We start from the raw sequence: 13698 nt of genomic DNA, 5'->3' as shown, positions 1-13698 counted from the left end.
TGATATTAATCCTTAATCAGCAGGGTCAATTCTGACCCTGCTAAGGCAGGCAATATGAGTTTCTGGAGTTTGATCAGACAGCGCAGCTGGGGACTGATATTGGTGGTCGCTGGCGTCTGCGTGATTACGTTTATTATTTCGCATCTGATTCCCGGCGATCCCGCGCGATTGCTGGCAGGTGACCGCGCCAGTGATGAAATTGTGCAGCATATCCGGCAGCAGCTGGGGCTGGATTTACCGCTGTGGCAACAGTTTATTCGCTATGTCGAACAACTGCTGCATGGTGATCTCGGCATGTCTATTCGCACTGGCCGCCCTGTGCTGGAAGACCTGAAGAACTTCTTCCCGGCTACGCTGGAGCTGGCTTTTTGCGCGCTCTTGATTGCTTTAGTGGTTGGCGTGCCGCTTGGCGTATTGTCGGCGGTGTACAAAAACCGCTGGCTTGACCATCTGGTGAGACTGCTGGCGCTGACCGGTATCTCAACTCCGGCCTTCTGGCTTGGTCTGGGCGTGATTGTGTTGTTCTACGGCAAACTCAATTTGCTGCCCGGCGGTGGTCGTCTGGATGACTGGCTGGATCCGCCGGCGCGGGTGACGGGTTTCTACCTGATTGATTCCTTGCTCAGTGGCGATCTGGAGGTGTTCTTCAACGCCTTGACCCACTTGATATTGCCCGCTACCACCCTGGCGTTTGTACACCTTGGGATTGTGGCGCGCCAGATCCGTTCCGCAATGCTGGAGCAGCTCAGTGAGGACTATGTGCGTACCGCGCTCGCTAGCGGGCTGAGCAAGTTCACTATCGTGGTGCGCTATGCCCTGCCTAACGCGCTGATCCCGTCTGTCACGGTGTTGGGGTTGGCATTGGGTGACCTGCTGTATGGCGCCGTGCTGACCGAAACGGTGTTTGCCTGGCCGGGGATGGGCGCGTATGTGGTCTCTTCCATCCAGGCGCTGGATTTCCCCGCGGTGATGGGCTTCGCCATTGTGGTGTCGTTTGCTTACGTGCTGGTGAACCTGTTTGTTGACCTGCTGTATCTCTGGATCGATCCGCGTATGGGTCGGGGAGCGGAGAAATGATGCTGACACAGGAACAGTCAGTAACCACCCGCGGACGTCCGTGGCTGCAGGCGTGGAAACGTCGATGCTGGTTGATCAGCCGAAGCCCGCTAACCGTAATTGGCGCGGCCATCATCGTGCTGATGATGTTATTGATGATTTTTGCTCCGTGGATTGTGCCGCAGGATCCTAATGCCATCAATCTGGCCGAACGCTTACAGGCCCCGAGCGCGCTGCATTGGTTTGGTACCGATGAAGTGGGACGCGATCTCTTCAGCCGCGTGATTGTTGGCTCACAGCAATCGGTGGCGGCGGGTCTTGCGGTTGTGTTGCTGGCAGGCGTGAGCGGTTCACTGTTGGGCTGCTTGTCGGGCGTGTTAGGCGGACGCAGCGATGCGGTGATCATGCGCTTGATGGACATCATGCTGTCGATTCCTTCACTGGTACTGACCATGGCGCTGGCCGCCGCGCTGGGACCGAGCCTGTTCAATGCGATGCTGGCGATTGCCATTGTGCGTATTCCGTTTTATGTGCGTCTGGCGCGCGGTCAAACGCTGGTGGTGAAGCAGCACACTTTTGTTGAAGCCTCTCGCACATTTGGCGCGTCGCGTTGGCACCTCATTAGCTGGCATATCCTGCGCAACGCCATGCCACCGCTGGTGGTGCAGGCGTCGTTAGATATCGGCAGCGCGATCTTAATGGCGGCAACGTTAGGATTTATTGGCCTGGGCGCGCAACAGCCCACGGCTGAATGGGGCGCAATGGTCGCGGTAGGACGTAACTATGTGCTGGACCAGTGGTGGTATTGCGCATTTCCCGGTGCTGCCATTTTAATCACCGCCGTAGGATTCAATCTGTTTGGCGACGGCGTGCAGGATTTGCTTGATCCGAAAGCGGGAGGACGCAACTGATGAGCGACAGCATCCTGACCATCGAAAATTTACGGCTGAGTTTCCCGATTTATCAGGGCGAAGTGAAAGTGCTGAATGGCGTCTCTTTACACATCAACCGCGGCGAGATTGTCGGCGTGGTTGGGGAGTCGGGTTCGGGGAAATCAGTCACGGCGATGCTGGCGATGCGCCTGATCGCGCCAGGCAGTTACCGTGTGCAGGGCGGGTCACTGGAGATACTGGGTAAAAACGTACTCACGGCCAGCGAAGCAGAGATGCGCCAACTTCGAGGTAGCAAGGTGGCGATGATATTTCAGGAACCGATGACGGCCCTCAATCCCACACGCCGCATTGGGAAGCAGATGGTGGACGTGATCCGTCAGCACCAGCCGTTATCCACGAAACAGGCTAAAGCACGCGCCATCGAACTGTTGAGCGAGATGCAGATTGCAGATCCGCAAAGCGTACTGGAGCGTTATCCCTTTGAGTTGTCCGGCGGGATGCGTCAACGCGTAATGATTGCACTGGCCTTCTCCTGCGAGCCGGATTTACTGATCGCGGATGAACCTACCACGGCGCTGGATGTGACGGTACAACGCCAGGTGTTGCGTTTACTAAAACAAAAGGCGCTCTCAACCGGCACCGCCGTCCTGTTCATCAGTCACGATATGGCGGTGGTCTCGCAGGTTTGCGATCGTCTTTATGTGATGTATGCCGGTGCGGTGATTGAGAGCGGGGCCACCGATAGCGTGCTAACGACGCCCTGTCACCCTTATTCGGCGGGGTTGCTGGCGTGTTCCCCGGACGGTAGCGAGCCACGCGCCGAGCTGACTTCGATTCCTGGTACCGTGCCGAATCTCGCCAAACTGCCCACCGGCTGTGCTTTCCGCGAACGCTGCTTCGCGGCAGGTGAAGCCTGTGGTATCACGCCCGAACTGCACACCGCAGGGCAATCCAATCGTCAGGTGGCGTGCTGGTATCCGCAACAGGAGCGCATCCATGTCTGAAGCACTGCTTGAAATCAGTAATGTGCACGTCAATTTCCCCGCCAAAACCAACTGGCGCGGCAAAGTGACCGAACGGGTGCATGCGTTGAATGGGCTCGACTTACGAGTTGAACGCGGTGAGACACTGGGCATTGTTGGCGAGTCTGGCTGTGGGAAAAGTACCTTAGCCAAACTGCTGATGGGCATGCTTAAACCCAGCACCGGCCAGCTTGAATTAACGCGCTCCCCGAATTCATGGCTGGGACGTGGCATGCAGATGGTGTTTCAGGATCCGCTCTCCTCGCTGGACCCCCGTTTACCGGTCTGGCGTTCCATCACCGAACCGGTATGGATTCAGTCCCGCAGTTCGGAAAAAGAGCGGCGCGCGTTGGCGGCAACACTTGCAGCACAGGTGGGGATTCGCCCGGAATACCTTGACCGCCCGCCGCATGCTTTTTCTGGCGGGCAGCGCCAGCGTATTGCCATTGCCCGCGCACTCTCCGGTCAACCCGACATTATGGTGCTGGATGAGCCGACCTCTGCACTGGATATCTCAGTACAGGCGCAAATTTTGAATTTGCTGGTGGAATTGCAACGGCAGCGCAATCTCACCTATGTGTTGATCTCACACAACGTGTCCGTGGTGCGCCATATGAGCGACCGCGTGGCCGTGATGTATCTCGGGCAGATCGTTGAATTGGGTGAAGCAAAGCAGGTATTAGATTCGCCAAAACACCCTTATACGCAATTGTTGATGGAGTCTGTGCCGCGCATTGGTGCAGCGCTGGACGGTGCGCCGACCAATACGGAACTGCCAGGAAATAGGGTGTTGCCGGAGGGGTGCTATTTCAGAGATCGCTGCCCGCATGCGGGTACGGGGTGTGAAAAACCTCAAACGTTGCAAAAGTTGGAGAATGGCACATCGGTTCGGTGCATTCGTGTGGAATAATTTTTAAAGAATGACATTTCAAAATGAAATACTTATTTGTAGTGGGTTTATTTTTTAAGATAATAAGTATTTCATTTATCTAATAAACTTGGCCATTAAAAGCATTACTTTCTTTAGTGCTACTAGTGTTGTCATTTTTAAAGAAGACGATTGTGCATGTCGTCTCTAACCTCACTTTCTCTCATTTATATCGATAAAATCATTACTTTCAATGTGACCTTGCTATCCTTGCAAAGGTGGATTCTTTTGAACTTTTAAAATATTTTATTTTAGGCTTAATAATCAACTCCATAAAAATTATAAAAATCCGCTTAATGATACTTTACAGTAGCTTGCAGTGAATTATACGGATCGAATAATCAGTGCCAATCATTATCATTGTTTGGTATACGGATAAAATCACTATTAACAGTGCCTTGAGTATTTTCTGGTAATTACTTAACCCTCTGCTATATTTCGTTTTGACTCGTAATTGCATCTGATTTGCACCTATAGCCAAGGGTGGGGCTTCTCTCGCTCTCCGCCGGGATCAACGATTTAACCAGGGATTTGATATGTCTGGTACGTTCATTGGTTTTATTACGCAGACTTTGCAGACAGTGCCGGGCTTAGCCATTTTTCTGGCACTGACATTAGGCTACGCCATTGGTCAAATACGTTTAGGTCCTATCCAACTTGGCGGTGTGTGTGGAACGCTGATCGCGGCATTACTTATTGGTCAACTCAATATTTCCGTTGACACTGACATCAAAAATATCTTCTTCATGTTGTTTATTTTTGCTTTGGGTTACAGCGGTGGCCCGCAGTTTTTTGCCAATTTAAACGCTAAAAATATTCAGCTGGGTATATTTTGTTTGATCGAGGTTGTCGTTGTACTGGCTCTGGTGCTCACCGCGACCGCTATCATGCATCTGGATCCCGGTACGGCTGCAGGCATGCTCGCGGGGGCGGCAACCGAGTCTGCGGTGGTAGGCACCGCGACGGATGCCATATCCCGCTTAGATTTACCCTCCGGCGAAATTCTGCGGTTGCAGGGCAACGTGGTGACGGCATACTCGATTACTTACATATGCGGACTGATCACCATCGTCATTATTACTAGCCAGATATTCCCGCTGCTCCTGCGCGTTAATTTGCAGGTGGAAGCTGAAAAGCTTTGGATTGCCATGGGCGGGCGTATCGAATCCGAAGGAAATTCAGCCCTTCCCTCGGTTGTCGGGCGAGCCTATTGGGTTGATGCCGCGGCAGGAATGACGATTGCCTCCCTCCAACAGCGTCTGACTCAGCAATGCAGCATCGTACAAGTGCAACGTTATGGTCGCATCGTTACGTTATCGCCCAACCTCAAACTGAGGCGCGGTGATAAAATTCTGCTGGTAGGGGAACGCGGTTCTTTGATTGAAAAGGCAACGTTAGTGGGGCGCGAAGTCGACGATACCTCTTCCCTGGCGATGGCGCTCGCAACCTACAATGTTGTGTTGTTGGAGCCTGAATGGGCTAACCTGACTTTACAGGCACTCCCCCTTCCGACAGGAACACATGTGGTCGCCATCCGACGCGGTGAAGCCCTTTTACCTGCACTACCCGCCACGCGCGTGCAATTAAACGACGTATTACAGATTTACGATGCCAGTTCCACGCATGGTCGCGCATCCGCTCCGTTGCTGAGTCACATCGGTAAAAGACTCCCCGACAAACTCTCAAGCAATCTTGGTATTGCTGGTGTGGCGATCGCACTGGGAACCTGGCTTGGCAGCTTCACGCTCACTGTCGGTGGTATTCCATTTTCGGCGGGAACCGGCGGTGGGGTATTAATTGTGGGCTTGGTGCTGGGCTGGTATCACGCCAAACGGGCGGATCGGCACGGAGTGAATACTGATGCGTTGTTGTTACTCAAAGACCTTGGACTGGCGGGATTCATTGCTGGAGTGGGGCTCTCATCTGGACCTCAAGCGCTGGCATTGATCATGCAGTACGGGCTGACACTTCCTTTGCTTGGCATCGCGATTGCCGTGATTCCAGCATCCATTTCGCTACTGATTGGCCATCGTTGGCTCAAGCTTAATGCGCCGGTGCTATTGGGCGCTATCGCTGGGCAACAGTGTAGTACCCCAGCACTGAGCGCCATTCAAAATGCCTGCGGCAACACCACGCCGCTGCTCGGTTACACCATTACCTATGCAATATCCAACGTCGTATTGCCCCTTATGGGGCCGTTAATCGTCGGGCTGGCCAGTTCGCTTCAGCCTGGTTAGCTGTTCGTCTTGTTCTTTCTGAACCTGAGGTGCGCACATGAACTGGTTACACGATTTGTTCCAGAAGTCACCCGAGATTGCGTTGTTTTTATCGATAGCGGCCGGTTATTACATCGGGAAAATCAAGTTCGGTAAATTTCAGTTGGGTGGTGTAGCGGGCTCGCTGCTGGTTGCGGTTTTAGTGAGTCAGGTTGGCGTAGAGATAGATGCTGGTGTGAAGTCGGTAATGTTCGCCCTGTTTATCTATGCGGTAGGTTACGAAAGCGGACCCGATTTTTTCAGGTCGCTCGGTAAACAATCGATCAAAGAGATCATCCTTGCTGCAGTACTTGCCATCACCGGATTGCTCACGGTGGTGCTGCTAGCCAAAGGTTTCGGGTTGGATAAAGGTCTGGCTGCGGGCGTTGCTGCCGGTGCACTGACACAGTCGGCGATTATTGGCACCGCAGGTGATGCTATCGCCAAACTGGGATTGGGAGCCGACGAGGTTGCGCGTTTACAAGGGAATGTGGCGATTGGTTACGCCGTGACCTACGTGTTTGGATCGTTTGGCGCGATATTGGTGTGCGTCAATTTGTTGCCCAAATTTATGGGACGCAGCATTAAAGAGGATGCCTTAAAAGCCGAAAGCGCCTTGCAGACAGGCGTACGGGTTTATGGGCCAGGTCAAGAAGCCGCGGCGCCAGAATTGGTCGGCAGGATTTTTCAGTTAACGGCCAACCCCGCTTCGACTGTCCAGGCGATTGAGAGTGCGACAGACATTCCGGTGACCATCGAGCGCGTGAAAAGGGGAAAACAGGTGATGGTGCCTACACCGGACATGCCCCTTCAGGCTGGCGATATTGTACTGGTGGTTGGCCGACGCGCTGCGGTGGTCAATGTTGCCAGTCGTTTAGGTAAGGAGTTGCAGGAAGAAGAGGGCATGGAGCTGACCATGCAAAAACGCGATGTGGTGATCACCAACAAACAACTCGATAGCCGCACTTTTGGCGATATCCGAGAGGCTGTCGCCAAAGAAGTGCGCCATGGGGTGTATGTCTCGCAAATTACCCGGCAAGGGAAGGCACTACCGCTGGCGGCTGAGACGCTCATCATGCTGGGGGATGTGGTGACGGTGTTTGGTGCAGAGAACGATGTTAAACGGGTGGTAGAGCAAGCCGGGCATGCCATTGTGCCCAGCGCGAAGACAGACTTTGTGTATATGGGGGCGGGTTTGGTGGTGGGTTTGCTGATTGGCATGCTCACCGCGAAAATTGGTTCGATTCCGCTGACGTTGGGCAGCGGAGGCGGGGCATTGCTCTCAGGTTTGTTGTTTGGCTGGTTCCGCTCTCGTCGTCAGTCTTTCGGCTACATGCCTTCTGGTGCCGTTCAGATATTAAAAGATCTCGGGCTGGCCGCCTTTGTGGTCGTTGTGGGAATTTCATCGGGTTTACAGGCGGTGCAAACCGTTGAAAGCCAAGGGCTGAAGATCCTCATCATTGGGGTGGTTGTGACCATCCTGCCGTTAGTGCTCACCATGTTATTTGGCCGATATGTTCTGCGCTATGACAACACAGCCGTCTTTGCGGGCGCTCTGAGTGGCACCCGCAGTGCTAACCCTGCGTTTGGTGAGATTCTGGATAAAGCCGAAAATACCATTCCGACGGTTCCATTCGCGATTACCTATGCATTAGCCAATGTGTTTTTAACGCTGTTGGGGCCGCTGGTCGTCGCACTGGTGTAGAGAAGTAGTGTTCACAATCTGTCGTCATCTCCGGATTAAATCGGAGTGGCAATGTGCTTTATCAATGATGCAGCAAGGAGAAGTGACATGAATTTTAACGATCCGGAAAAGGTTGCGCTGTTGAGTCCGTTTGAGCTGAAAGATGCGTTGATGCAGCAGGCGGTACAGAGTAATCAGTTGATGTTGAATGCCGGGCGCGGTAATCCAAACTTTCTCGCCACCACGCCACGACATGGTTTTTTCCAGTTTGGTTTATTTGCTATGACCGAAGCCGAACGCTCTTACCGATATATGGAGCATGTGGGCGGATTCCCGCAGCGCGAGGGAATTGAAGCCCGCTTCGAGTTATTTGCCAAACAACATGAGTCAGTAGATGGTGTGCGTTTTATCGAAGCCGCCGTCTCCTACGTACGCGATCAGATGGGACTCAATGCAGGCGATTTTATCTACGAAATGTGTGAAGCCATTTTGGGATGTAATTACCCGGTGCCAGATCGCATGCTGAAATTGAGTGAAGTGATTATCGGAAAATATATTCACTCAGAAATGATCGGCACTTATCCTTTTGTCGGTAACTTTGATATGTATGCGCTTGAAGGCGGGACGGCGGCCATGACGTATCTGTTTGCCAGCCTAAAAGCCAACCATGTGATCAGTGAAGGCGACACGATTGCCTTGGGTATGCCGATCTTCACCCCTTATATTGAGATCCCTGAACTCAGCGATTACAACCTCAAGACGATACATATTGATGCGCCACAGTCTAATAAATGGCAGTTTACCCATGCTGAGCTGGACAAATTATTAGATCCCAAAGTAAAAGCTTTTTTCCTGGTCAATCCTAGCAACCCGCCGTCGGTTAAAATTGATGACGATACCTTGCGCTATATTGCAGATATTGTGAAGAAACGCCCGGACCTGATTATTTTGACCGATGATGTGTATGCGACCTTTGCGGATAACTTCGTGTCGTTGTTTGCTATCTGCCCGTATAACACCATTTTGGTCTATTCATTCTCCAAGTATTTTGGTGCCACAGGCTGGCGTATGGGGGTGGTGGCGACGCATGAAGATAATATTATTGATGCTGCGATCGCTGATTTGCCCGAAGCGAAGAAAAAACAGCTGGATCACCGATACACCTCGATCACTACCGCCCCGCGCAGTCTGAAATTCATTGATCGCTTAGTCGCGGACAGCCGCACAGTTGCGCTTAACCACACCGCGGGACTCTCCACACCCGTCCAGGCGCAGATGACCTTGTTCTCACTCTTCTGCCTGATGGATGAACCAGCCGCCTACAAAGCCGAAATGAAGCGAATTGTGTTGCGTCGTCAAGAAGCGTTGTATCGCGAGTTGGGCTTACCGATGCCTGATGACCGCAACTCTGTCCGCTACTACCATTTGCTGGATTTAGAAGAGTTGGCAGAGGAGATGTACGGGGCCGATTTTGTGAAATGGATGATGGGCCGCATGAAACCGAATCAGGCACTGTTCCGTCTGGCTGAGGAAACCGGAGTTATCCTGTTACCCGGCAAAGGTTTCGGCACACCGCATCCATCCTGGCGTGTGTCGCTGGCAAACCTGAATGAATATGATTACGCCAATATCGGCAAGGCGATCCGTAAACTGTCACGGGAATATTATGACAAGTTTATAGAAGAAACCGGTGCCAGTGAGCCGCCACCGGCGGCTAAAGCGGCCAAGGTGGTATCCGCGGCGAAGCCCAAAGGGAAGAAGAAATCATAAGCACCAGTGCCTGTTGAATGGCGGTGGCTGAAAGGTCACTGCCCACATGCCCCATGCGCTGCTAGAAAGCGTGCAGGGCACTATCCACAACCGTTGTTAAACGGCTCTTAATCTCTTTGGTCTGGCAGTGAAATCTGAACGCATTTGTTCTGACTTAACGGTAATTTATTCAGCCTTATTCATTTTCGGAAAGTCAGTGTGATGAAAAATCTGTCGATGGTTGTGGTTACTTTAGGGCTGCTTTTGGCATTCAGCTCTCAGGCTCAAGCGGAAGGTTGTCTCAAGGGCGCGGTAGTCGGTGCCGCTGCCGGGCATGTTGCACACCACGCCGTGATGGGTGCAGTTGCGGGCTGTGCGGTGGGTCATCATATGGCCAGTAAAAAGAAGAAAGAGGATGAGGCGAAACTTCAGCAACAGAAGTAATCTCTCGCAATTCGTCTTTAAGGCCACTCACTTAAGCCTAAAATGCATTATTATCCTGGTGCGCATGAATGCGCACCTGTGCATTGTCGTGGTAGGGTCGTCATTTATGGCGACCAAAAAGGATGTTCCAGTAATGATAACCATCGAACCCGCCGATCCCTTTGCTCCTGAATCACAACACCTTATCGAACAACTCTCTGCTCAATTGGCTGCTATCACCGGGAATAACGGCAAAAGCCACTTCAGTGCTGAAGCGCTTGAGGCAGAACGTGCTGTCTGGGTGCTGGCAAAAGATGAACAGGGCAGAGCGGTGGGATGTGGTTCACTGAGACCCCTGTCGCAAGACGCAGCCGAACTGAAACGCATGTATTCAGACCGCAGCGTATCTGGCGTGGGTGCTGCGATTCTGGCGTATCTGCAAACATGGGCAGCAAAGGTGGGTTATCGAGAAATCCGGCTATCAACCCGTGTTATCAATAAGCGCGCGGTGGATTTTTATCTCAAGCATGGTTTTCAACAGGTTGAAAATTATGGCCCTTATGTTGGGCGTGTGGAATCCGTTTGTTTAGGTAAAAAAATTTAAGCGGCCGCTATCTATTTGCATCCCACAGCCTCATCACCTGCGTAATCGAGCCGTTAAGTTCTTCTATGCTGGCGCCGTCACGCGCTTGAATCGACACACCAAACAGAAAAGAACTGAACGCCGTCGCCAGTGCCTTAACATCGGTGTCCTCTCGCAATTCACCGATTTCAACGGCGCGTTGAATCGCGCCTGTCATGCCTGCACGCGTGCGGTCGCGTGAACGCAGCAGTGGCTCCACCACGTTAGCATGTTCAGGGGATGGCGCACTCATTGCGCCTAATCCCACCATGCAGCCTGTAGGATGTCCTGCTTCACACTGCATCTTTGCAGAAGAGCGCAGGGTGGTTTCCACCGCGTGACGCGGCGTTAAACTGTTATCCCAAAGATGCTCAGTGACCTGACCGTAAGAGGAGAGGTAGCGCTGTACGCATTCACGGTAAAGGGCCTCTTTGGAACCGAACGCGGCATAAAAGCTGGGCGCAGAGATGCCGTTATGAATGCCCGCCTTTAGTTGGGCGAGTGACGTCGATTCATAGCCATGTTGCCAAAAAAGCATCATGGCATCCTCAATGGCTTTATCGCGGTCAAACGTTCTTGGGCGTCCCATTGTTGCCATCTTATCCTCCGGTTTACACAGTGTGCTGATTACTATACTAAGCGATACATAATTCGTTGACAAAGATCGGATGCGTGACTAATGTATCGATCGTTATATTATTAGTTAAGTTCCCCATTTGATGGGGATTTTTTTACGCGCAAATACATATCAATCGATACATATGTAATTGAGAAGGACTTATGGACGAACAACTCACTCTCTCAAAACCAGAAGCCGCTTCACGGGATGATAAACTCCCCATCTCTGCATTACTCGCGCTGGCGATGACCGGCTTTATCTGCATCATCACCGAAACCTTACCTGCTGGATTATTGCCGCAAATAGCGGGGGGATTGGGGATCTCTAATGCGTTGGCAGGGCAGACCGTCACGGCTTATGCGTTGGGTTCGCTACTGGCTGCCATTCCGTTAACTATCGCGACACAAGGCTGGCGCCGCAGAAATGTGCTGTTACTGGCTATTGCGGGCTTCCTGGTGTTCAACTCCATCACCGCAATTTCGACGGATTACTGGCTCACGCTGACAGCACGCTTCTTTGCGGGCATGGCAGCGGGACTGTCGTGGAGTTTATTGGCGGGTTATGCACGACGCATGGTGGCGACGCACCAGCAGGGGAAAGCGATGGCGATCGCCATGGTCGGCACGCCGATTGCCCTGTCTTTAGGATTACCCCTCGGCACCTGGCTGGGTGGTGTAGTGGGTTGGCGCAGCGTATTTGTCATTATCTCAGCACTGACGGTGGTGCTGGTGGTGTGGGTGCTGGCCAAAGTACCGGATTATCCGGGTCAGTCGCGTCATGAAAGAATGCCGTTGATGCATGTACTTACTACGCCGGGAGTCCGTCCTGTGCTGAGTGTGGTGATTGGCTGGATGCTGGCACATAACATTCTCTACACCTATATCGCGCCGTTCCTGCAACTGGCCGGACTCGGCTCACAGGTGGATATCGTGCTGCTGGTGTTTGGTCTTGCCGCACTGCTGGCGATTGGCGTGACAGGCCGCTTAGTGGATCGTCACTTGCGCCGCAGCGTGTTGACTAGCTTAGCGATTTTCGCTTTGCTTTCGCTGGTATTTGTCGGTTTCTCACAGGTTGTGACCGTGGTTTATATCGGTGTTGCAGTATGGGGACTGACGTTTGGCGGTGCAGCAACGTTATTGCAAACCGCGCTGGCAGATACCGCAGGAGAGGGGGCTGACATTGCACTTTCGATGAACGTGGTGGCGTGGAATGGCGCGATTGCGGCTGGTGGTGTGACGGGCGGGATGCTGTTGAACCACTGGGGCGCGGCTTCTTTCGCCCCCGTGATGGTGGTGCTACTGGCGATAGCTTTCCTGATTACCTTGCGCGCCAGAAAAGAGGGGTTCAAAGCGGGTCTTCGTCCGGGCCAACTAAAAAGCTAAGGCAGACTCAGCAACTTAATTAAACGAGACCTGTCACTAACCAGGAATTTCCTCCGACGCCGTCAGCTCAAAAAACTGGCACAGTAACTGCCACAAATGTTGTGCCGCAGGCGTGAAGCGGTGGTCTGCGCTGCGTAACAGATGGCACTGACTTTCACGGGCGATGCGGTGGTTAACAGGGACGGCCACCAGATTGCGGGAGGCCAGGCCATCTTCCACCACTTTGGCGGTCATAAAAGCAATCCCCATCCTCGCCTGGCTTAATGCAATCGCGCTGGTAAACAGATTGCAGCTATACGCCGGGGCGAACACCAACCCTTCCTGGTTAAACATCACATTCATATAACTCTGGATGCCAAAGTCTTTATCCATGCCAATCAGCGGATACTCGGCGAGATCGGCGACATCCACCTTTTCATACAAGGCGATCGGATGTTCACGATGCACGATGGCGCAGATGGGGCCGCGATGAAAGCTATGGCATTTCACGCCCGGTGGTCCAACTGGACCAAATCCCACCGCCATATCCACTTCACCACGGGTGATCAGACTGACGGTGGTCTGCATGTCACCGGACAAAATATCGATAAACACTTCAGGATAGTTTTGCGAGAAGGGCTGAAGCACGTACTTCACCACCTCATCCACCATGCCTTGCCCGACGCGCATGGTGATTGAACCGCCGCGCTTGTGGCGTAAATCGCGTAAGCGTCTTTCCAGCTGGCTTCGGCGTTGATGTGTCTGCGCGTAGTCCTCGGCGAGCAACTTTCCCGCCTCGGTCAGTACCACATTCCGACCGCGTCGCTCCAACAGCGGTAAGCGCATCTCACGCGCCAGTTGTGAAAGCTGACGGCTAATGGCGGCGGGATCAACGTCCAGCGCCTCCGCAGCACGGCGAATGCCGCCGTGAATACCCACCTCATACAGGTATCTTATGGTTTTGTCGGAATAGAGCAGCATCGTCATAGGTTTTGGTTATCTGTTGATCTCAGGTCAACAATAATAGCGTTTAAACCCCATTTTTTAAGCCTAATTTTGTCCTCATACTCGGGATTCACTTGGTGA

Annotated in this window: 12 protein-coding genes; 10 read left to right on the top strand and 2 right to left on the bottom strand. The window is 52.8% G+C overall.

What is annotated here, in order from left to right; all coding sequences use genetic code 11:
- The first annotated feature begins 54 nt into the window (after positions 1 to 54).
- The 9 genes from ACPUC8_RS06250 (at position 55) to ACPUC8_RS06210 (ending at position 10614) form a co-directional block, all read left to right on the top strand.
- Entirely contained in the window at positions 55 to 1077 is a 1023-nt protein-coding gene (locus ACPUC8_RS06250; RefSeq protein ID WP_039330157.1) for an ABC transporter permease, read from the top strand.
- Entirely contained in the window at positions 1074 to 1967 is an 894-nt protein-coding gene (gene ddpC, locus ACPUC8_RS06245; protein WP_494925789.1) for a D,D-dipeptide ABC transporter permease, read from the top strand. Before ACPUC8_RS06250 ends, ddpC begins: the two co-directional genes overlap by 4 nt.
- A complete protein-coding gene (locus ACPUC8_RS06240; RefSeq protein WP_039330154.1) occupies positions 1967 to 2953 on the top strand; it encodes an ABC transporter ATP-binding protein in 987 nt (328 codons plus the stop codon). The genes ddpC and ACPUC8_RS06240 overlap by 1 nt, the downstream gene beginning before the upstream one ends.
- Positions 2946 to 3881 (top strand): ABC transporter ATP-binding protein, encoded by a 936-nt coding sequence (locus tag ACPUC8_RS06235; protein ID WP_494925788.1) that lies wholly within the window; start codon positions 2946 to 2948, stop codon positions 3879 to 3881. The genes ACPUC8_RS06240 and ACPUC8_RS06235 overlap by 8 nt, the downstream gene beginning before the upstream one ends.
- Before the next feature lie 554 nt (positions 3882 to 4435).
- Positions 4436 to 6136, top strand: a complete 1701-nt coding sequence (locus ACPUC8_RS06230) for an aspartate-alanine antiporter-like transporter (protein ID WP_494925787.1) — start codon at positions 4436 to 4438, stop codon at positions 6134 to 6136.
- Between the two features lie 37 nt (positions 6137 to 6173).
- A complete protein-coding gene (aspT, locus tag ACPUC8_RS06225) occupies positions 6174 to 7859 on the top strand; it encodes an aspartate-alanine antiporter (protein WP_058972350.1) in 1686 nt (561 codons plus the stop codon).
- 87 nt (positions 7860 to 7946) lie between these two features.
- On the top strand, positions 7947 to 9608 hold the full coding sequence (locus ACPUC8_RS06220; RefSeq protein ID WP_494925786.1) for a bifunctional aspartate transaminase/aspartate 4-decarboxylase: 1662 nt from the start codon (positions 7947 to 7949) through the stop codon (positions 9606 to 9608).
- A 201-nt stretch (positions 9609 to 9809) separates the two neighbouring features.
- Positions 9810 to 10031 (top strand): hypothetical protein, encoded by a 222-nt coding sequence (locus tag ACPUC8_RS06215; protein WP_039330142.1) that lies wholly within the window; start codon positions 9810 to 9812, stop codon positions 10029 to 10031.
- A 106-nt stretch (positions 10032 to 10137) separates the two neighbouring features.
- Positions 10138 to 10614 carry a GNAT family N-acetyltransferase gene (locus tag ACPUC8_RS06210; protein ID WP_235589215.1) on the top strand — a complete coding sequence of 159 codons (477 nt, stop codon included), beginning with the start codon at positions 10138 to 10140 and terminating at the stop codon, positions 10612 to 10614.
- Between the two features lie 7 nt (positions 10615 to 10621).
- On the opposite strand, the gene ACPUC8_RS06205 is transcribed toward ACPUC8_RS06210, so the two are convergent.
- Positions 10622 to 11230, bottom strand: coding sequence for a TetR/AcrR family transcriptional regulator (locus ACPUC8_RS06205; protein WP_494925785.1), 609 nt, complete (start codon positions 11228 to 11230; stop codon positions 10622 to 10624).
- A gap of 182 nt (positions 11231 to 11412) precedes the next feature.
- Between ACPUC8_RS06205 and ACPUC8_RS06200 the strand changes: the two genes are divergently transcribed.
- On the top strand, positions 11413 to 12633 hold the full coding sequence (locus ACPUC8_RS06200) for an MFS transporter (RefSeq protein ID WP_494925784.1): 1221 nt from the start codon (positions 11413 to 11415) through the stop codon (positions 12631 to 12633).
- Positions 12634 to 12669: 36 nt separating this feature from the next.
- Here ACPUC8_RS06200 and ACPUC8_RS06195 read toward each other — a convergent pair whose 3' ends face one another.
- Entirely contained in the window at positions 12670 to 13599 is a 930-nt protein-coding gene (locus tag ACPUC8_RS06195) for a LysR family transcriptional regulator (RefSeq protein ID WP_494925783.1), read from the bottom strand.
- Between the last annotated feature and the right edge of the window lie 99 nt (positions 13600 to 13698).

The sequence above is a fragment of the Pantoea sp. CFCC18177 genome, from assembly GCF_059412425.1.
The sequence above is the reverse complement of the archived record's forward strand: the minus strand, read 5'-3'. Positions and strand labels throughout refer to the sequence as shown.